Annotated in this window: 22 protein-coding genes and 3 pseudogenes; 13 read left to right on the forward strand and 12 right to left on the reverse strand. The window is 53.4% G+C overall.

The genetic code is table 11. From position 1 onward, the window contains the following. The first annotated feature begins 158 nt into the window (after nucleotides 1-158). On the forward strand, nucleotides 159-407 hold the full coding sequence (locus APT89_RS22865) for a DUF1158 domain-containing protein (protein ID WP_041910998.1): 249 nt from the start codon (nucleotides 159-161) through the stop codon (nucleotides 405-407). A 56-nt stretch (nucleotides 408-463) separates the two neighbouring features. Here APT89_RS22865 and APT89_RS22870 read toward each other — a convergent pair whose 3' ends face one another. After that, a complete protein-coding gene (locus APT89_RS22870; protein WP_028012253.1) occupies nucleotides 464-805 on the reverse strand; it encodes a RamA family antibiotic efflux transcriptional regulator in 342 nt (113 codons plus the stop codon). Nucleotides 806-837: 32 nt separating this feature from the next. After that, a complete protein-coding gene (locus APT89_RS22875; RefSeq protein WP_060573741.1) occupies nucleotides 838-1,941 on the reverse strand; it encodes a RomA family MBL fold metallo-hydrolase in 1,104 nt (367 codons plus the stop codon). Between the two features lie 190 nt (nucleotides 1,942-2,131). Here APT89_RS22875 and APT89_RS22880 point away from each other — a divergent pair, with 190 nt between their 5' ends. The 3 genes from APT89_RS22880 (at nucleotide 2,132) to nfsB (ending at nucleotide 3,854) form a co-directional block, all read left to right on the forward strand. Further along, nucleotides 2,132-2,722, forward strand: a complete 591-nt coding sequence (locus APT89_RS22880) for a TetR/AcrR family transcriptional regulator (RefSeq protein ID WP_028012251.1) — start codon at nucleotides 2,132-2,134, stop codon at nucleotides 2,720-2,722. Next, entirely contained in the window at nucleotides 2,712-3,080 is a 369-nt protein-coding gene (locus APT89_RS22885; protein ID WP_045260724.1) for an MmcQ/YjbR family DNA-binding protein, read from the forward strand. Before APT89_RS22880 ends, APT89_RS22885 begins: the two co-directional genes overlap by 11 nt. Nucleotides 3,081-3,200: 120 nt before the next feature. Next, nucleotides 3,201-3,854 carry an oxygen-insensitive NAD(P)H nitroreductase gene (nfsB, locus tag APT89_RS22890; protein ID WP_041911001.1) on the forward strand — a complete coding sequence of 218 codons (654 nt, stop codon included), beginning with the start codon at nucleotides 3,201-3,203 and terminating at the stop codon, nucleotides 3,852-3,854. A gap of 27 nt (nucleotides 3,855-3,881) precedes the next feature. Here nfsB and APT89_RS22895 read toward each other — a convergent pair whose 3' ends face one another. From APT89_RS22895 to APT89_RS22910, 4 genes are all read right to left on the reverse strand, one after another. Further along, the gene (locus APT89_RS22895) at nucleotides 3,882-4,484 is read right to left on the reverse strand and encodes a hypothetical protein (RefSeq protein WP_045260722.1); all 603 of its coding nucleotides are present in this window, start codon (nucleotides 4,482-4,484) and stop codon (nucleotides 3,882-3,884) included. Nucleotides 4,485-4,562: 78 nt separating this feature from the next. Next, the gene (locus APT89_RS22900) at nucleotides 4,563-4,850 is read right to left on the reverse strand and encodes a helix-turn-helix domain-containing protein (RefSeq protein ID WP_028012247.1); all 288 of its coding nucleotides are present in this window, start codon (nucleotides 4,848-4,850) and stop codon (nucleotides 4,563-4,565) included. After that, complete coding sequence (locus APT89_RS22905; RefSeq protein ID WP_047362672.1) at nucleotides 4,831-5,160, reverse strand: type II toxin-antitoxin system RelE/ParE family toxin; 330 nt, start codon at nucleotides 5,158-5,160, stop codon at nucleotides 4,831-4,833. Before APT89_RS22905 ends, APT89_RS22900 begins: the two co-directional genes overlap by 20 nt. 139 nt (nucleotides 5,161-5,299) lie before the next feature. Next, nucleotides 5,300-6,169 (reverse strand): helix-turn-helix transcriptional regulator, encoded by an 870-nt coding sequence (locus tag APT89_RS22910; RefSeq protein WP_060573744.1) that lies wholly within the window; start codon nucleotides 6,167-6,169, stop codon nucleotides 5,300-5,302. A gap of 107 nt (nucleotides 6,170-6,276) precedes the next feature. Between APT89_RS22910 and APT89_RS22915 the strand changes: the two genes are divergently transcribed. Together APT89_RS22915 and APT89_RS22920 are read left to right on the forward strand one after the other, a co-directional pair. Continuing rightward, nucleotides 6,277-7,713, forward strand: coding sequence for an MFS transporter (locus tag APT89_RS22915; protein WP_048956975.1), 1,437 nt, complete (start codon nucleotides 6,277-6,279; stop codon nucleotides 7,711-7,713). 65 nt (nucleotides 7,714-7,778) lie between these two features. Next, complete coding sequence (locus APT89_RS22920; RefSeq protein WP_041911005.1) at nucleotides 7,779-9,023, forward strand: mechanosensitive ion channel family protein; 1,245 nt, start codon at nucleotides 7,779-7,781, stop codon at nucleotides 9,021-9,023. Here the strand turns inward: APT89_RS22920 and APT89_RS22925 are convergent, their stop codons facing one another. From APT89_RS22925 to APT89_RS22940, 4 genes are all read right to left on the reverse strand, one after another. Next, nucleotides 9,024-9,995: a LacI family DNA-binding transcriptional regulator gene (locus tag APT89_RS22925; protein WP_047362669.1), complete on the reverse strand. Its 972-nt coding sequence runs from the start codon at nucleotides 9,993-9,995 to the stop codon at nucleotides 9,024-9,026. Nucleotides 9,996-10,070: 75 nt separating this feature from the next. Then, nucleotides 10,071-11,213 carry a Gfo/Idh/MocA family protein gene (locus tag APT89_RS22930; RefSeq protein WP_060573746.1) on the reverse strand — a complete coding sequence of 381 codons (1,143 nt, stop codon included), beginning with the start codon at nucleotides 11,211-11,213 and terminating at the stop codon, nucleotides 10,071-10,073. Continuing rightward, nucleotides 11,206-12,231, reverse strand: coding sequence for a sugar phosphate isomerase/epimerase family protein (locus APT89_RS22935; protein WP_048956980.1), 1,026 nt, complete (start codon nucleotides 12,229-12,231; stop codon nucleotides 11,206-11,208). Before APT89_RS22935 ends, APT89_RS22930 begins: the two co-directional genes overlap by 8 nt. Nucleotides 12,232-12,246: 15 nt before the next feature. After that, nucleotides 12,247-13,482 (reverse strand): MFS transporter, encoded by a 1,236-nt coding sequence (locus tag APT89_RS22940; RefSeq protein ID WP_060573748.1) that lies wholly within the window; start codon nucleotides 13,480-13,482, stop codon nucleotides 12,247-12,249. 554 nt (nucleotides 13,483-14,036) lie between these two features. On the opposite strand from APT89_RS22940, the gene APT89_RS24290 reads away from it, so the two are divergent. The 5 genes and pseudogenes from APT89_RS24290 (at nucleotide 14,037) to APT89_RS22960 (ending at nucleotide 16,781) form a co-directional block, all read left to right on the forward strand. Then, nucleotides 14,037-14,495, forward strand: a complete 459-nt coding sequence (locus APT89_RS24290; RefSeq protein ID WP_072201824.1) for an Arm DNA-binding domain-containing protein — start codon at nucleotides 14,037-14,039, stop codon at nucleotides 14,493-14,495. A gap of 9 nt (nucleotides 14,496-14,504) precedes the next feature. Beyond that, on the forward strand, nucleotides 14,505-14,807 hold the full coding sequence (locus APT89_RS22945) for a hypothetical protein (RefSeq protein ID WP_060573750.1): 303 nt from the start codon (nucleotides 14,505-14,507) through the stop codon (nucleotides 14,805-14,807). A gap of 227 nt (nucleotides 14,808-15,034) precedes the next feature. Continuing rightward, nucleotides 15,035-15,211 (forward strand): annotated as a pseudogene (locus APT89_RS24690) (tyrosine-type recombinase/integrase); the annotation flags it as partial. Between the two features lie 179 nt (nucleotides 15,212-15,390). Next, nucleotides 15,391-16,098, forward strand: a complete 708-nt coding sequence (locus APT89_RS22950) for a hypothetical protein (RefSeq protein ID WP_060573752.1) — start codon at nucleotides 15,391-15,393, stop codon at nucleotides 16,096-16,098. A gap of 203 nt (nucleotides 16,099-16,301) precedes the next feature. Further along, on the forward strand, nucleotides 16,302-16,781 hold the full coding sequence (locus tag APT89_RS22960; RefSeq protein WP_051486125.1) for an Hcp family type VI secretion system effector: 480 nt from the start codon (nucleotides 16,302-16,304) through the stop codon (nucleotides 16,779-16,781). A gap of 89 nt (nucleotides 16,782-16,870) precedes the next feature. Here APT89_RS22960 and APT89_RS23750 read toward each other — a convergent pair. Then, nucleotides 16,871-17,056: pseudogene (locus tag APT89_RS23750) on the reverse strand (serine hydrolase); the annotation flags it as partial. Here APT89_RS23750 and APT89_RS24475 point away from each other — a divergent pair. Next, a complete protein-coding gene (locus tag APT89_RS24475; RefSeq protein ID WP_051486127.1) occupies nucleotides 17,031-17,225 on the forward strand; it encodes a hypothetical protein in 195 nt (64 codons plus the stop codon). The pseudogene APT89_RS23750 and the gene APT89_RS24475 overlap by 26 nt on opposite strands. Then, nucleotides 17,213-17,437 carry a hypothetical protein gene (locus APT89_RS22970; RefSeq protein ID WP_051486129.1) on the forward strand — a complete coding sequence of 75 codons (225 nt, stop codon included), beginning with the start codon at nucleotides 17,213-17,215 and terminating at the stop codon, nucleotides 17,435-17,437. The genes APT89_RS24475 and APT89_RS22970 overlap by 13 nt, the downstream gene beginning before the upstream one ends. Before the next feature lie 435 nt (nucleotides 17,438-17,872). Here the strand turns inward: APT89_RS22970 and APT89_RS22975 are convergent. Next, nucleotides 17,873-18,388 (reverse strand): annotated as a pseudogene (locus APT89_RS22975) (DDE-type integrase/transposase/recombinase); the annotation flags it as partial.

Below are 18,388 nucleotides of genomic sequence, written 5' to 3' on the forward strand. Positions count from 1 at the left end.
GCGATATTAATTTAATCATCAGGATTAAATTATTCTCCTTCCGCGCATTATTCTTCGGGGGAAGGAATTATTTAATTAAAAAAGGGCCGACGGGTTGATATTGCTTTACGTTAAAGGATGCCGGACAATGACATTTTTAACTGACGATTAACATTACGATGAAACACCCGTTGGAATCGCTGCTGACTGCGGGGGGCATTTTATTGATGGCCCTGATCTCTTGCTTACTGCTACCCGCGCCGTCGCTGGGTCTGGTGCTGGCGCAGAAGCTGGTTCAAACCTTTCATATGGTCGACCTGAACCAGCTCTACACCATTTTGTTCTGCGTGTGGTTTTTACTGCTCGGCGCTATCGAATTCTTCATCCTGCGTTTCGTCTGGCGCCGCTGGTTTTCACTGGCGTCGTAGGCCAATAAAAAAGCCGGGTAGCAGCGATGCCTTACCCGGCCTATGTTTCGTCAATTTCAATGCGCCCGACTATGGTTCTCTTTGCGGTAAGCCCCGGGCGGCTGATGGAAGGTGCGGGTAAAGATGCGCGTAAACGTCTGCTGCGATTCAAAGCCGTAGCGCAGGCAGATTTCGTACACGCGCTCGTCAGATTCACGCAGATCCCGCGCCGCCAGCAGCAGCTTGCGCTCGCGGATGTAGCGCCCCAGGCTTTCGCCTTTGTACTGCATAAACAGCCGCTGTAAATGCCACTTGGAGTAACCCGCGTGGCGGGCGATCTCTTCGATGCGTAGCGGCTGGTGTAGGTTGTCATCGATCCATTCGACAATCGTATCAATGACCTGAGCGGAAATCGTCATGCTGCTCTCCCCCTCTGTTTCTTGGTTCAACATTATTCCCACCACTCACGAAATTGTTGCGTGCTATCGCTCACCCGGACCGGCTCACCCAGCTCCGGCGTCAGCAGCCGATAATTTTTGTCCTTGCTGGCCCGCGCCAGCTGGATCAGCGGATCGTTCCAGGTGTGTTTCGCCAGCACGAAGCGTCCGTTATGCCCCGGCACCACCGCTTTCGCATTGAGGTCCGCCGAGGCCTGCGCCGTTTCAACCGGCAGCATGTGGATGTACTTCCAGTCCTGGTCGTACTGGCCGTTTTCCATGATGGCTAAATCCACTTCGCCAAACTGCTCGCCGATGGCCTTAAAGTGCGGGCCATAACCGGAATCGCCGCTGTAGTAGACCTTCTGCTCTCGCGTGACAAACATGAAGCTGCCCCACAGGGTCTGGTCACGCTTAATGCCGCGCCCCGAGAAGTGGCGCGCGGGCAGGACGTGAACCGTCAGCGCATCGCTGATGTGCACCGACTGGTTCCAGTCCCGTTCGTCGATAATCTCAGGCTTCATTCCCCAGTAGCGCAGGTGGGATCCCACGCCGAGCGGCGTGACGACGCGCTTCACCTTCGGCAGTAGCGCCCGGATGGTGGCGTAGTCCAGATGGTCGTAGTGATCGTGCGAGATAATCAGCAGGTCGATTTCCGGCATGCTCTCCGCGCGCCACGGATACTCTCCCGCAAACGCTTTATTGAGGAACGAGAACGGCGCGGCGTAGTTGCCGAGGACCGGGTCGATCAGAATGCGTTTTCCCGCCAGCTGCATATACCACGAGGAGTGGCCGAGCCACACCAGCGTATCCTCCTCCAGAGGCAGGCTCGCCAGATCGGTTTTCACCAGCGGCAGCGGCTGCGCCGGACGAGCGTTTTCGGTTTTACGGGTCAGGAACTGCCACCACGCCACCAGCATGTTTTGCTGCCCGGTAAAGCCAGGCGTCGGGAGCGCGTTGTGGAACTTCCCGTCGCGATAGTGCGGAGAAGCCTCCACTTCCGTAAGCTGCGCACCCTGCGGCGGCTGGCCAAATCCGGCATTCAGAACAAACGGTAAACTCGCAGCTGAAGCAATAATCATGAGGAACACCACGCAGATGAAGAGAGGCTTTTTCATATCCTGACCCGAAAACGCGCGCCATCCGATGGTTTACGCGAGGGAAACTTGATTATGAGTGAGTAAGCACTCATTATAGATATGATGATAAAGTCGTCAAGACGTTTTCGATCTTTGACATTCCGCGTTGCAGCGTGTCAAAGCACGTGTTTCAATCAGGGTTTTTATAATTGAAAGGGGGAAAAATTTCGTGGCACGTCCGAAGAGTGAAGATAAAAAACAGGCCTTACTGGAAGCCGCGACGGTGGCATTTGCACAGTCAGGTATTGCCGCCTCAACGGCGTTAATTGCCCGTAATGCGGGCGTCGCTGAAGGCACGCTGTTTCGCTACTTTGCTACTAAAGACGATCTGCTGAATGCCCTTTACCTGCACCTCAAGCAGGATCTCTGCCAGACCATGCTGGCGAACCTCGATCGCACCCTCACGCTTCCTAAAGAGCATACCCGCAATATCTGGAACAGCTACGTGGACTGGGGGATTCGTAACCCCGTGGCGCATGCGGCGATCCGCCAGATTGGCGTGAGTGAAAAGCTAAGCGCTGAAACGGAACAGGCGGTGAAAGAGATGTTTCCGGAACTTCACGAGCTATGCCGTCGTTCGGTGCGCCCGGTGTTTATGTCCGATGAATTCAAAACGTTTGGCGATGCGCTTTTCTTATCGCTGGCGGAAACCACCATGGAGTTTGCCACCCGCGATCCGTCCCGCGCTACCGATTTTAAAGCGCTGGGTTTCGAAGCCATGTGGCGCGGGCTGGCTCAGGAGGATAACGATGGACAGTAAATCCCTGCAGGCGCACGCAAAACGCGTCGCGCTGGAGATGCCTTTCACCGAACACTGCTGGCCGTTTGGCCCCGAGTACGACGTGTTTAAGGTGGGCGGGAAAATTTTTATGCTGATGGCCACCGCGCACGGACGCCCCCACGTTAGCCTGAAATCCGACCCGGAAAAATCCCTGTTAAATCAGCAGATTTACCGTGGCGTTGAGCCGGGTTACCACCTCAATAAAAAACACTGGATTTCGCTCTACGGCACCGAGGACATCACGCCAGAACTGGTCGCCGACCTGATCGCGGATTCGTGGAACCTGGTCGTCGATAAGCTGCCGAAAAAAGACCAGAAATGGATACGCCCTGCCTGATTGTTCGTCTGTGCCGAACAGTATAACCGCTCGAATCGCACTTATCTTTTGCCGCTTCGCGCGGTAATCTGCTCTCCTTTCGCGCCCGCGCACGGGCGAATTTCATTACCAGGAGTAGTTATGGATATCATTTCTGTCGCCCTGAAACGCCACTCTACCAAGGCGTTCGACCCAACCAAAAAACTGACCGCTGAAGAAGCAGAGAAAATCAAAACCCTGCTGCAGTACAGCCCGTCCAGCACCAACTCCCAGCCGTGGCACTTCATTGTGGCCAGCACCGAGGAAGGTAAAGCCCGCGTGGCGAAATCCGCCGCGGGCACTTACGTGTTCAACGAACGCAAAATGCTGGACGCCTCTCACGTGGTGGTGTTCTGCGCGAAAACCGCGATGGACGACGCCTGGCTTGAACGCGTTGTCGACCAGGAAGAGGCCGATGGCCGTTTCAACACGCCGGAAGCCAAAGCCGCGAACCATAAGGGCCGCACCTATTTCGCCGATATGCACCGCGTGGATCTGAAAGATGACGACCAGTGGATGGCGAAACAGGTTTACCTGAACGTCGGTAACTTCCTGCTGGGCGTGGCCGCGATGGGCCTGGACGCGGTGCCGATTGAAGGCTTTGACGCGGCGATTCTGGATGAAGAGTTTGGTCTGAAAGAGAAAGGCTTCACCAGCCTGGTGGTGGTCCCGGTCGGGCATCACAGCGTGGAAGATTTTAACGCCACGCTGCCGAAGTCTCGTCTGCCGCTGAGCACGATTGTGACTGAGTGCTGATTCAAACGGGTCGCTGCACGCGGCCCGTTACGTTTTACTGATGACCAGCCTGCGGTGTGGATGCACATCGCGATCGCTTCCCCAGGCAAAGGCAATCCAGCGCTCTTCCAGCTCGGCGTAAGAGTTTACGGGCGTTAACGTCCATTCTTCTCCCACTGTACCGTCTGCCACGCTAATGCGATAGTTCATGGTGAACGCCCAGTCGATCATGCGCAGCCAGAACCGTTGCCCGTCCCCCGTTTGCTCGCTGTCGGAGACTACGATGTCGTATTCGCTGAGCACCCACTGGAAAAATAATTGCGGTAATCCGCTTATTACGCGCTGGTGGACGGCGCGCGGGGTGCGCCATACCATCACCTGCGTGGCGGCTCCGTGGGGAAAGGTAATTTCTTTATGAAATGTAAGCTTCACGGCATACGCCGTATAAGGCTTACCGTCATCGGTAGTCACGAGACGATATTCATCACCATAACGCGATTTTAAAAGCCGGTATCCGACAGGCAGCAAGAACCCCGGCAGATGAAAATCCGCAGTACCCCGCGCCAGAAATGCTTCGGTATGTTCGACGTTTCGGGAGATAAGCCCGAGTTTTTGGCTGAACTCTGCGGAATCAATCATTAGTGGCGACATTAGTTGTTTCTCATCGCATAAGTATAGTCAACTTAACTTCCAATAGAAATCGCGTAAATTCAGCAAGTTGATTAAGCATCAATAGAGCGTAATCTGCGGATGCTTTATCCCGCACACCAGCGCATAACGCGTTAATGTATCGAGACTCGCCCGGGTAATATTCGCTTCCATTCTTGATACCGTTGGTGCGCTGACGCCCATCCGCTCCGCCACCTGGGCGCGCGTCAGGCCAGCATGATTGCGCCATTGCGCCAGCATCTCCCGCAAACGCTCCTTGCGCTCTTCTGCATCAAAGGAAGCCTGAACCTCTGAATCGCTTAACAGTTCAGCCCTGAGTTCATCCCAGTCAATAATCTTCTTGCTCATCCAACATCTCCTGTTGTCGCTTCAGTGCCAGACGAAGTTCAGCAGAGGGCGTTTTTTGCGTCTTCTTAACAAACACGCGCAAAAGAAAAATCGTCTTTTCCCGCTGGTAAACATAGATACCTCGGGTATGGATCAGCCCAACGGTCCTTATTTCAAACAGGCCATGCGGCAATGGTTTGCTGTCAGGTTCCTGAAGAGCCGTCGGGTTTAAACGCAATTTATCAAGCTGGCGAATCAGCTTCGCCTTCACCCCAGCAGGTAGTAAGAGAATCTCTTCCCTTACCGCCTCATGAACGATAAGTCTGAACACGATATTTCATCCCTGATGATATTAGCATATAAGGCAATTTGCATTAAAGGCTAATTTAGCTTTTCGTGTCCCACCTTACCCATTTTTAACAGGAAGAACCGGAGCCGCTTTAATTACCTGAAAGCGCCTCGCAAAAAACTTACTTCCCCTGCGCCGCCAGCCATTCCATCGCCCTTTCCCCCGCCTCATCCACCGGGAGATACACCAGTAGCCGCGATCCGTTTCGCGGCGCGGAGTACCAGTACATCTGCTGCAGCGTAAAATCTCCCAGTTCTGGATGGGTAAACAGCTTGAGCTGGTTCTCTACGCCGCGCACGTCGTTGCGCTGGTGCCACAGGGTTTTGAACTCTTCGGACACCGCGAAGAAGCGCGCCAGTTTGGCTTCCCACCGCGGGTCGCCCCGGTGCTCGGCCATCGCCGCGCGGAAATAGGAAACGAAAATCGGCAGCACGTCGTCGCGTCTGCCGAGACGCGCACGCCACGCCGGATGGGTAAGGAACAGGTAAATACAGTTGCGGTCTTCCGGCGGGATGGCGTTGAAATCGACGCCCATGAGATGCCCGAAGCTGTCATTCCACGCGACGATGTCGAAGTTGGGCTTCTGAATGCTGGCGGGTTTAGGCAGCAGGGTATCGAGCAGTCGGCGCGTGCCTTCGCTGATGCCCTCGCAGCAGACCGCCTGCGGGGCTTCACCCGGCGGCAAGCCGGCGAGCACGAAAAGATGCCGGGCCTCGGTCGGGGTGCACTGCAGCGCTTTTGCGATGGCGGCCATCACTGCGCTGGAGGGGTTGACGTCCCTGCCCTGCTCAAGCCAGGTGTACCAGGTCACGCCCACGTCAGCGAGCATCGCCACCTCTTCCCGGCGCAGGCCCGGCGTGCGCCGCCGACCGCTGCGCGGCAGGCCGAGACGCTGGGGATCGAGGCTTTCCCGCCGGGCGCGTAAAAATGCCCCCAGCTGTTTTCGGGTGTCATCCTGAAGTGAGGTGACGGGTTCAGACATCAAGGCCATAAATCCCCCTGCATGGTAGTGCCAGTACCAGTATAAGCAAGAACTGGTACCCGTTTATCAGATGGTTGATGCTACGACCATCTGATGAATGACGCAATGGAGTTACCATGAATACGTCAGTTGTTTCACCGGGTCGCGCAGGCCTGATATTGCTGTTAACCGGCCAGATGCTGCCGATGATTGATACCTCAATCACCAACGTGGCGCTGGACGCCATCACCCACTCGCTGCACGCCACCGCCACCGAGCTGGAGCTCATTGTCGCTCTCTACGGCGTGGCCTTTGCCGTCTGCCTTGCGCTCGGCAGCAAGCTGGGGGATAACCGTGGCCGCCGTCGCCTGTTTATGTGGGGCGTGGCCGTTTTTGGGCTGGCCTCGCTGCTGTGCGGGATGGCGGGAAATATTGAACTACTGCTGGCCGCACGCATCGTTCAGGGCGCGGGGGCAGCGCTCATCATGCCGCAGATCCTCGCCACGCTGCACGTCACGCTAAAAGGGAGCGCCCACGCGAAAGCCATTAGCCTGTTTGGCGGCATTGGCGGGATTGCGTTTATCGTCGGGCAGATGGGCGGCGGCTGGCTGGTGTCGGCGGATATCGCCGGGCTGGGCTGGCGTAACGCCTTCTTTATCAACGTGCCGATTTGTCTGGTGGTGCTGGCGTTAAGCCGCCGCTACGTGCCGGAAACCCGACGTGAAACGCCGTCGCGCATCGACTGGACAGGCACCGTGCTGCTGGCCCTCATTCTTTGCTGCCTGCTGTTCCCGATGGCGCTCGGTCCGCAGTGGCACTGGCCGTGGTCGCTGAAGGTTATGCTTCTTGCCATTATTCCGCTGGCCTGGCTGATGGCGCAGAACGCACGCAAAAAGGAGCGAGAGAATGCCCATCCGCTGATCCCTCCACGCCTGCTTCAGCTTCGCAGCGTTCGCTTTGGCATCGTGATTGCGCTGCTCTTTTTCAGCGTCTGGTCCGGGTTTATGTTCTGTATGGCGCTGACCATGCAGACCGGTCTGGGGATGGCGCCGTGGCAGTCCGGAAACAGCTTTATCGCCCTGGGCGTGACCTATTTTATCTCTGCCTGGTTCGCGCCACGGTTAATTGCCCGCTACAGTACCAGCACGATTCTGCTGACGGGTCTGGCAATTCAGATAATCGGCCTGCTGGCGCTCATCGCGACGTTCCGGCTTTGGGGCGTGAACAATACCGCGCTGACGCTGGCCCCTGCCACCGGGCTGGTGGGCTACGGTCAGGCGCTGATTGTAAACAGCTTCTACCGCATCGGGATGCGCGACATCCAGCCTGACGACGCAGGGGCCGCAAGCGCCATTCTCAGCACGCTGCAGCAGGCCGCGCTGGGTCTGGGACCGGCCATTTTCGGGGCGATTTTGCTGCACGGGCTGCAGCATTACTACGGGGATTACGCGCAGGCGATTAACCTTTTCCTGGCGGTGGAAACCGGCCTGATGGTTATCCTGGCGCTGGCGACGCTGCGCATGCGTCATCGTCTCTGCCTGCCGGTAGTGAAGGTCTGTGAGGCCGCCAAATAACCCTGTGAATTTGCATAATAGATCCGCAGCCGCCATTATGGGGCTGCAACAATACAGGAGACGTTATGCAGGAATTAATTGCTCAGGTTGAAGAGTTAGGGATTGAAATTAATCACACCACCTCTTTAGTGATTATCTTTGGTATTATTTTTCTCACCGCCATCATTGTTCATTTTATTTTGCACAAACTGGTGCTGCGCGCATTCGAGAAACGCGCGCAGGCCAGTAGCCATTTATGGCTGCAAATCATTACCCAGAATAAATTATTTCACCGTCTGGCCTTTACCCTGCAGGGGATAATCGTCAACGTTCAGGCGGTACTGTGGCTGCAAAAAGGCAGCGAAGCGGCGGAAATACTCACCACCTGCGCGAAGCTGTGGGTGATGGTGTATGCCCTGCTCTCCTTCTTCTCGCTGCTGGACGTGATATTTAATCTGTCGCAAAAGATGGCGACCGCCTCGCAGCTGCCGCTGAAGGGGATCTTCCAGGGCATCAAGCTGGTGAGCGCTATCCTGGTGGGGATATTGATTATCTCCCTGCTGATCGGCCAGTCCCCGGCGATTCTGATCAGCGGTCTGGGTGCGATGGCCGCCGTCCTGATGCTGGTGTTTAAAGACCCGATACTCGGCCTTGTGGCGGGTATTCAGCTTTCCGCCAACGATATGCTCAAGCTCGGCGACTGGCTGGAGATGCCGAAGTACGGCGCTAATGGTACGGTGACGGACATCGGCCTGACGACCGTTAAAGTACGCAACTTCGATAACACCATCACCACCATTCCGACGTGGGCGCTGGTCTCCGACGCCTTTATCAACTGGAGCGGGATGTCCGCCTCCGGCGGGCGACGCATCAAGCGCAGCCTGAATATCGATACCACCAGCATTCATTTTCTCGACGAGCAGGAGCAGCAGAAGCTGATTCAGGCAAAACTGCTGAAGCCTTATCTGGCCGCGCGCCATGAGGAAATCAGCCTGTGGAATCAGCAGAACGGCGAAGGGGAATCGGTATTAAACCTGCGCAAGATGACCAATATCGGCACCTTCCGCGCCTACCTGAATGAATATCTGCGTAACCATCCGCGTATTCGTAAAGATATGACGCTGATGGTGCGTCAGCTGGCGCCGGATGCCAACGGGCTGCCGATTGAAATATATGCCTTTACCAATACGGTAATCTGGGCGGAATACGAAGATATTCAGGCCGATATCTTCGACCATATTTTCGCGGTAGTGGATGAGTTTGGCCTGCGTATTCACCAGTCGCCGACCGGGAACGATATTCGCTCCCTGGCAGGCGTTATTGCCAGATAATCAGGTGCTGGCGCGGGAAATAAAGCGCCAGTCCATCATCACCCTTTCCGTGGGCGCATCCGGGTTGTCGATTTTGTTTAAGAGAAGATTGACCGCCTTGCGCCCGATATCCCGCGACGGCTGTTCGATGGTGGTGAGTGAAATCATGTCCGCCAGCTCCGTACCGTCAAAGCCGACCACGGCAATATCCTCTGGTACCCGCAGACCTGCCTGCTGAATGGCGCGCAACGCGCCCGCCGCCAGCGTATCGGAAACGGCAAATACCGCATCCGGCGGATTATCTTTTAACAGGTTTTGCATCGCCGCCATGCCCGCCCCGGAGCTGAGATCGCTGGCATACTCCACCGCCTGATAGTCCAGATCCCGCAGGTGGATCACGCTCTTGTAGCCGCGTTCGCGCAGGCGGGCATACTTGTAGCTGAGATCGTGGTTGATCATCGCGATACGCTTGCGGCCGCCGTCGGCCAGCTGGCTGACGGCATGCTGTGAAGCGTCCACATCATTGATGCCGACGCAGGAGACCGCGCCCGCATCGGCATATTCGGCGCACTGCACCCACGGTGCAGAACCAATCAGCGCGGCAAGTTCCGGCAGCTTCGAGAAGGCGTCCATGGTGATAATGCCGTCGACGATTTTGCCGGAGAGCAGGCTCAAGCCCGAGCGGGAGCGCTCGATGTCCGAGCCGGAGTTGCACAGCAGAATGCGGTAGCCGTTTTTCTCCGCCTCGGCTTCGATGCCCTTCACCACTTCGGCGCAGAACGGGTTGGCGATGTTGGACACCATCACCAGGATCATATAGCTGCGGGCGGTGCGCAGCTGACGGGCGAGCAGGTTTGGCTGGTAGTTGCTCTCCTGAATCGCCTGCAGAACGCGCTCGCGGTTTTTCGCCTTCACGGTGTCGCTGTTATTCAGCACGCGGGAGACCGTCGCCACGGAAACCCCGGCCAGCTGAGCGATTTTCTGAATTGACATAGCGACGATACATCCTGCGGTTAGCGTTTTGTGCAGGCTACCATAAATTTGTTGCCCGGCGAACCGGGCAATGCGTCAGCATTCCACGCGCACCCAGCGCTGCTGCTGATGGCTTTTCACTATGGCATCAATGATATACATCACGTTTGCGCCATCGTGAAACGTCGCAAACTGCGGCGTCTCTGGCATTGCGCCCGCCTGCACGGCGCGGTAGAACTGCGCCATCATATTTTTGAAGGCATCCGGCCAGCCTTCAATATGCCCGCCAGGGAAATGGGCGCTGTCGGCCACGTCAGGGTTCATCAGCCCCGGATCGTCAGTGAGCGTCTGGTTGGCCTGCGCGCGATGGCCGATCCACAGCTGCTGCGGGATCTCCTGATCCCATGCCACCGACCGCTCGCTGCCGTTGATCTCAAAGGTCAGACGGTTTTTTCGCCCGGCGCTTACCTGCGAGACGCTAAAGCTGCCTTTGCTGCCGTCGTCAAAGCGGAACAGCACCGAGCCAAAGTCTTCGGTCGTGACTGGTTTGTCTTCATACTCCGCCTGTTCGTCATGAGAGAAGGTTTGATTCCCGCCCTTGCTGGCCCTGCGCGTCGGCCAGACGATGGATAAATCAGCCATCACCTCGGTAATGCGCCGCCCGGTGACGAACTGCACCGTGTCGCACCAGTGGGAGCCGATATCCGCCACCGCGCGCGATGCGCCGCCGAGCGCGGCATCCACCCGCCAGTTGTAGTCGGTTTCCAGCAGCATCCAGTCCTGTAGGTAGCTGCCGTGTGAGGCAAAAATCCGCCCGAGGCTGCCCGCGCGCAGCATGCTCGCCGCCTGACGCACCATCGCAAACTGGCGATAGACGAAGCTCACGCCATGCACCACGCCCGCCTGCTCCGCCAGCGCCACCAGCTCGCGCGCCTCCTCAGGCGTCATGCACAGCGGCTTTTCGGAAAACACGTGCTTGCCCGCACGCAGGATCTGGCGGTTAATCTGTGCGTGCAGGTGGTTCGGCGTGCAGTTGTGCACCACGTGCAAATCAGGGTGCGCGAGCAGCTCCTCAACGCTGCCGTACGCGTGCGGTACGTTTAGCAGGCGCGCCTTTTCCTGCGCCTTAACGAGCGAGCCGTCGCACAGCGCGACCACCTGAACAAACCCGAGGCGCCTGAGCGTCTCGATATGTGCCGGGCCAATAAACCCGCTGCCGACGATCCCGACGTTAATCATGACTGCCCCCTGCGGCGAAATCATCAAACGCCCGTCCGGAAACGGGAATGATGTGGCGGCGGATAAATTCGCTGCCTTCACTCGCCCCGGTATCGCCGTCCTTCAGGCAGCACTCCCACTCCAGCACCGCCCAGCCGTCGTAGTCGTACTGGGTCAGCTTGCTGAAAATGCCCTTAAAGTCGATCTGCCCGTCACCGGGCGAACGGAAGCGACCGGCGCGGTTGATCCACGGCTGGTAGCCGCCGTACACGCCGCTGCGCCCGCTGGGGCGAAACTCGGCATCCTTCACGTGGAACGCTTTAATACGCGCATGGAAGATGTCGATAAAGGCCAGATAGTCCATCTGCTGGAGCAGCATATGGCTCGGATCAAAGAGGATGTTGCAGCGAGGATGGTTATCCACCAGCGCCAGAAAACGCTCGAAGGTCACGCCGTCGTGCAGATCTTCCCCGGGATGCAGTTCAAAGCAGACGTCCACCCCCTGCTCGCCAAAGGTATCCAGAATTGGCCGCCAGCGGGTTGCCAGCTCCTCGAACGCTTCCTGAAAACGCTGCTCGTTATGCGGCGGCCACGGATAGAAAAACGGCCACGCCAGCGAGCCGGAGAAGGTGGCGTGCGCTTTCAGACCTAATCTTGCCGAGGCGACCGCCGCCTGCTTCAGCTTCTCCGTGGCCCACGCCCGACGGGCAGCATCGTTACCGCGCACTGATGCGGGCGCGAAGTGGTCAAACGCGTCGCTGTAGGCGGGGTTCACCGCCACGAGCTGCCCTTCCAGGTGGGTAGACAGCTCGCTGATAACCAGCCCGTGCGCGGCCAGCGTAGCGGCGATGTCATCGCAGTAGGCCTGGCTCTCTGCGGCTTTCTCGACGTCAAAGATGTGCGGATGGTTGCAGGGGATCTGCACCGCCTTATAACCTTTACCTGCCGCCCATTCAGCCAGCCCGTCGAGCGAATTAAACGGCGCTTCTGCGCCAATAAACTGCGACAGAAAAATGCCGGGTCCTTTCATCGTCCTCATACCACCTCCTGAACGTTACGCCTTGTCATCGTCATACTTAAACGTGAGAAGGAAAATCAGCGCGATCGCCGCGGCCGCCACCGCCGGGATCCACCAGAATGTCACCCACGCCTGCGGCACGGTTTGCCCTGCCACCAGGCGGTTATAGAGCGCGCCGGAAATTTGCGAGCCGAGGAGCATGCCGATGCCGTAGGTGAACATCACGATCATGCTCTGCGCCTGGCCTTTGACCTTTTCGCCTGCCACCCGGTCGGTGTAGATAAAGCCGACGACAAAGAAGAAATCGTAGCAGACGCCGTGGAGCAGAATGCCGAGATACAGCAGAATGCGCCCCTCCTCGCTGACGCCCAGCGCGAACATGGCGTAGCGCACGAACCACGCCAGCATGCCGATCAGCAGCATGATTTTCACCCCCAGGCGGCGGAACAGCAGCGGAATGACCAGCATGAAGAAGATCTCGGACATCTGCCCGAAGGACATGGCGGTGCTGACGTCGGCAATTCCTGCATCCGCCAGATACGAGGCGGTGTAGGCGTAATAGGTGCCGAGCGGGACGGAGATCAGCATCGCGCAGACGGAGAAGACGAAAAAGTGGCGAGTTTTGAGCAGCGCGAACGCATCCGCGCAGAAAAGATCGCGCACCTTCACCGGCAGGCCTTTCGCGGGCGCAGGCGTGTGCGGCAGCGTCAGGCTGTAAAGCGCCAGCAGCACGGAGCTGGCCGCCGCTACCTTAAAGATGGTAACGCTGGACGCCACGCCGGTGACGCCGATGAAAATGCCCGCCACGATCCAGCCGATGGTGCCGAACACGCGCACCACCGGGAAGGTTTTATCCACGTTCGCCAGGCTATGGAACGCGATGTTGTTGGTCAGCGCCAGCGTCGGCATGTAGCAGAGCGTGTAGCCAAACAGCAGGCCAATCAGCAGCGCGCCGTTCTCGGCAATCAGCGCCCCCGGCACGAACCAGAGGATCGCCGCGCCCGCGAGGTGCATCACCGCCATCACCTTCTGCGAGGCGAAGAAGCGGTCCACCAGCATCCCGAGCACGAACGGCGAGAGAATGGAGGCGATGGGCCCGGCGGAGAACGCATCGCCAATCAGCAGAGACATGTTGTGCCGGGTCATCACCAGGCCAAGAGTTACCGACCAGCTACCCCAGATAAAAAATTGCAGAAACATCATTAGCGACAGCCGCGGCACCAGTAGCCGGTGCTGTGTTATCGCCTTTTCACTACTTTCAGTTGACACCATGATAAGCCTCACCCGGAAAAAGTAATCGATTACAAAATCACTCAAATGAAAAGTAATCGATTACAAATAAAAGATCCTGTGGATCGAAACAGAATTGGGAGGGGAGTCACGATAAAGGTGAAGGGGAGGTGCCGGGTGACGGCTGCGCCTTACCCGACCTGCGAAATAATAACGGCCCCGAACATGTAGGCCCGGTAAGCGCAGCGCCACCGGGCGTGAAGGCGGGTGCGGTCTGGTGCCCTCACCTCGGCCTTCTCCCACATAAAAAAATGTCAAAATAATTGAAAAAAAGCGTGGTAATTCAAGTTAAAAGACATTGATTTTATTGATTTTTTATCCGTAGCTTGAGTTAGCCTTGCTTATTACCGCATAGTTTAAGAAACAGTTTATTTTGCACTAGTTTATGAGCTTGAACTGCGAATATGTATGCGCTCATTATGCAAAGGATATGAATAAAGCAAATAAACTTTACTGCTAAAGCTCTTGATAGCCTTCCCCCAAAAGCCGCCGCTTACATAGCTTATCAAGCAAGCGGCGAGCGCGGGACGGGTCGTGTGGATGTACGTGTTTACCCTTCTGGACGCAAGACTTTCGTGTACCGTCATTTTGTGGGCAAAGCAGCAAAATTTCAGACACTGGGTGACTACCCGGCTATGTCAATCAGTAGCGCTGTTGAGAAGTTCGAAAGCCTTTCTTCATGTCAGGACGTTATCAAAGTCTCTTCAAAATACGGGACGCTTGCTGATCTCTTCGAAGCGCATAAAACAGATCCTATTGCTTCAGGCAAACGTAGCTATCATCACTATGAAACCCTGCGATCTGTGATTTCTGACAGCGGAATGCTACCGGAGACCATTATTGCAAAGAAAATCACAACAAATGATATACGCGCGATCCTAAATTACGTTCATAAACGCACTCAAAAGCGTCCCTGGGTAAACCAGATTCGTTCTTACATGCACACTCTCTTTTCATGGGGAGTGAAGTGCGGCAAATTACATTTACTGGATTAACCGAACGTTATGTTTGATATTCCCTTCAATCCGGTTTCTGCTATACCAGTGCTCGAAGTTTCAGAAGATGAATCATATATCGGTGAAATATTCCTTAGCTTTGATGATCTTTCTTTGTTGCTTAAACAAACACAGGTTGATTTCTTTAATCCCGATATTACTGTTCTCATACAGTTAATTTTTTCTGTGGAGGCCAGCGCCCGTATGAGATTATGGCTTTACCGAAGAAATATTACGACAAAACAAACATGGTTTTATCTATTCCACCTTCATTTTACAAAACAAAAAATGGTATCATTTTATCCTTTGTGATACGGCAATTAAGTTACTAGATATAATGATTTCACGTTATCCAGAACATGAGTATATTTTCCCCAATCATAACCATGAAAAGAAATTAACTAACCTGGAGAGGAAAGTAACTCTTGGAAAACAGGGTAAGTTTTCAAACGGATATACAATGTTTATGTCCAGTGACTTGCTGTTAGATAACATTAAGCGATACTGTATGAATAATAATATTGATGAATTCAGTCCCCCGCGATTTTAGAAGGACGTTCAAAACTTTGGCCGGGCAAATTAAAATTACAAAAGAGATTCGTGATAGAATACAGCATCATGCTTTACATGACGTATCATCAGTCCATTATGATAGATATGATTATAGTGAAGAAAAGTTGGAAGCTCTTGTGAAATGGGAATATAAGCTAAAATAGATAATGAACAACAATTAATTAAGCATTACATTCATCAGGTTAATTATTTCAAGCCACCTATTTATCCGGGCAATATAAAGGTGGCTTTTTTTATATACATCCTGGAATTGAGATCGTGATCACTATAAGCAATGCGTTATGTATAAGATGATCAATGTATCGAATCCAAGGGGTATACTATGTATTACAGTGAAGATATTATAAACAAAATAGGAACCGACAAAGAATTAGCCGTGAGATTAGATAAGGCTATGGCTGGTGTGAAAGATGGTTTTATCGAATATGTAAATAATCTCGGTGATGGTGCAACAAGAGCACTTTATTACACTTCCTGCTTTACAGAAAATTATAAAGATGTTTGTAAACAGCTTGGAAATGAGGATAAGCGTTTTTTACTAGGTTTGTATGAACTTGTTAAGCATAGAAATATAATTTTTAGGATGATATTAATTTATGTGCAAACGTTGCTTAAAAGTAAAAATGAAAGTGAAAAAGACATTATTCTTAGAAAAGTTGTGCCGCCTACAACACACTATTCAGTTATGCAAGCTTCAAGGTTTGCACTAGTCTATTCAGTTGTTAAATACATTTGCTACGGGAGTAAAATCAATGGAGTTATACAAAGTGCAATGATGAAAAAAATTGGAGGCCTTACATCAGGGGGATTAATAGCATTAAGTACATACGGTACGGTTCAACATGCTGCTGATAGTGCACACAATTTAAAATATTTTCTGCCACTGTTCTATAATGCTCTTTACTCGGAAAACCTTGAAATGATGTACTTTCTAATAGAGCCAGTAGTTTTAGATGTTGGTTATTTAAATATAAGCACAGCATCTAATGCTGATATAATTAATGCATTAAAACGAATGGCTGGCCTATGAAAAAGATATTAAAAGAAATATTTAGGCTTATCTTTGATGATTTAACCCTCCAATTGAAAACGTACTTAACTATTTTAGTTATAATTTTATTATCATATATACCTGTAAAGTATATTGATAATCCTGCTATTACAACTTCCGTAGTCGGGATTATAATTGTTATTGTCCTATATTTTTCATTTTTTTATGAGAGAAAAAAATAAATGTCTATACCAGCACATATTTGGCTTACCGATGAAAATGATTCACCTTTAATCGGTGAATGTTTAATGCCTACACGATTGGGTTCCACAGAACTCAAATCTTTCAATCATTCTATATGGATTCCCACAGATCATAACACTGGAAAACTTACAGGAACACGTCTACATGTCCCGATTACTTTTGAAAAAGAAATTGACCGACTCACCCCCTACTTATTCAGAGGAGTATGCCAGGGTAGAATATTTAAGTCAGCCCTGATTAAAATGTACAAGATTAATGAGGCAGGAATAGAGGTAGAATATTTTAATATAATATTGGAAAATGTAAAGATAACAAGGATTTCTCCAGTATTATTTCCACTTGGTGTAGCAGGTAAACATATGGAAGAAGTTGAGATTCGCTATGAATCTATCGAATGGAAATATTGTGATGGGAATATAATGTTTAAAGATTCATGGAATGAACGGGCTATAGCATAAAATAAGGGACTCATTAGAGTCCCTTTTCTTATTTACTTCAGTGCGCCGTATATCTGATCAACTATCCAGCCGTATGTGGCTGCGGATAATCATCCACTTACAAATACATTAGGATTTTTTGTGGGGTCAGCTACCGGGGAATGCGGTCTATTGCCAAGAATAACGATAGCCATATGATTTACAGGATCGATAGCCGTTAGCGTTCCTGTCCATCCTGTGTGCCCATACGTTTCTTTGCTGGCTAAGACATTGAATGTCGGTGTCGTGGATGCATTTGGCACAGGCAACAAGGAGCATGAACAGATTATTGAACAGGCCACCGCCTTTTTGATGGTAAACAGCATCAGCCGCTTTATTCCCGTTGATTTTGACGAACTGAGCCAGCTTAACGTTCACAGCCTTGCCGGATATAAGGACAAGGGCGCCAGACCGTGGAGCCTGTAACGTTCTACGTGCTCCCCGCGCCGTTTAAGGATGAACTGGCGAACGGGTTTGACGTGAACCAGGCCGCCCGTGTGCTGTATGAAGCCGGGATGCTCAAAATGCCCGCCAGCGGCAGAAGCTGGCAGAGCCGTACGCCCCGCATCCAGCATATGAACAACCGACAGCTACGGGCCTATGCCGTGCTGCTGGTGGATGACAGCAAGCCAGAATAGCGCATTCACATTAGCAGCCCCGTTTTTATGTTGGTTCAGAGAAGAGATAAAATAAATAATTCCTTATTATTAATTATTTATCTTTTTTATTGAGACAACACTGAGACAACATCAGGTGTTTTTGAGACAACAAAGGGCTATTCTGAACCAACATAAAAATCTGTTTTCCGTTTTTCTGTTTCTGGCTGGCTTTTTTTTTAAGCAACAAGGTCCCCCACACCGCAGCTGTCTCAGAAATGTTAACGTGTTGTCTCAAAACCGGGCTGTGTTGTCTCAGAAAGTTCCCGTAACAGGCTGATTTAAAATGCAAAGATGCTTTTTGAGACAACTGAGACAACCCTTTGAGAGGGCCTATAGAGGAAAAAATCCGGTTGCCTGATATCGGGTCAGAAAAGATACCTTTTCGCGACCAGTGGGAGAGGGGCGGGTTAATCTCTGCGTCTGCGGATGATAAGGCCGGGAGTGCCCCACCCGGATACCGTGGCGCATCAGCCACAGCTCCAGCGCCGTCCAGGTGCCGGTGGTGTCGCCCCACGGTGAGCCGTTGTCCATCGTCATCCTGTCCGGCAGGCCGTAGCGTTCAAACACGCTGACCAGCTGCTGCTGCACGGTCTCGCGCCGTTCATCGGTACAGTGCGCCAGGCACAGGGAAAAACGGGAGTGGTCATCCAGCAGGGTGAGCGGATGGCAGCGGCCACCGCCAAAGGGAAAGTGGCCCTTAAAATCCATCTGCCAGAGGCGATTCGGCGCGTCGTGTTCGAACCGTCCCGTGGCGGGAATGCCCGGTGTTGCGCCCGGCAGCAGGCCGTGACGGGCCATCAGGCTATGGACGGTGCTGAAGGCGGGCATACGGTGCCCCTGGTCTTCGAGCCAGCGCTTAATCTTGCGTGCGCCCCAGCGTTCATGGCGTTCATGGGCCATGCGCAGCAGGGCGGTGATGTCGTCAGATGA

Origin of the sequence: Enterobacter sp. 50588862, assembly GCF_001462935.1 — a bacterium.
GTDB classification, from domain to species: domain Bacteria; phylum Pseudomonadota; class Gammaproteobacteria; order Enterobacterales; family Enterobacteriaceae; genus Enterobacter; species Enterobacter bugandensis.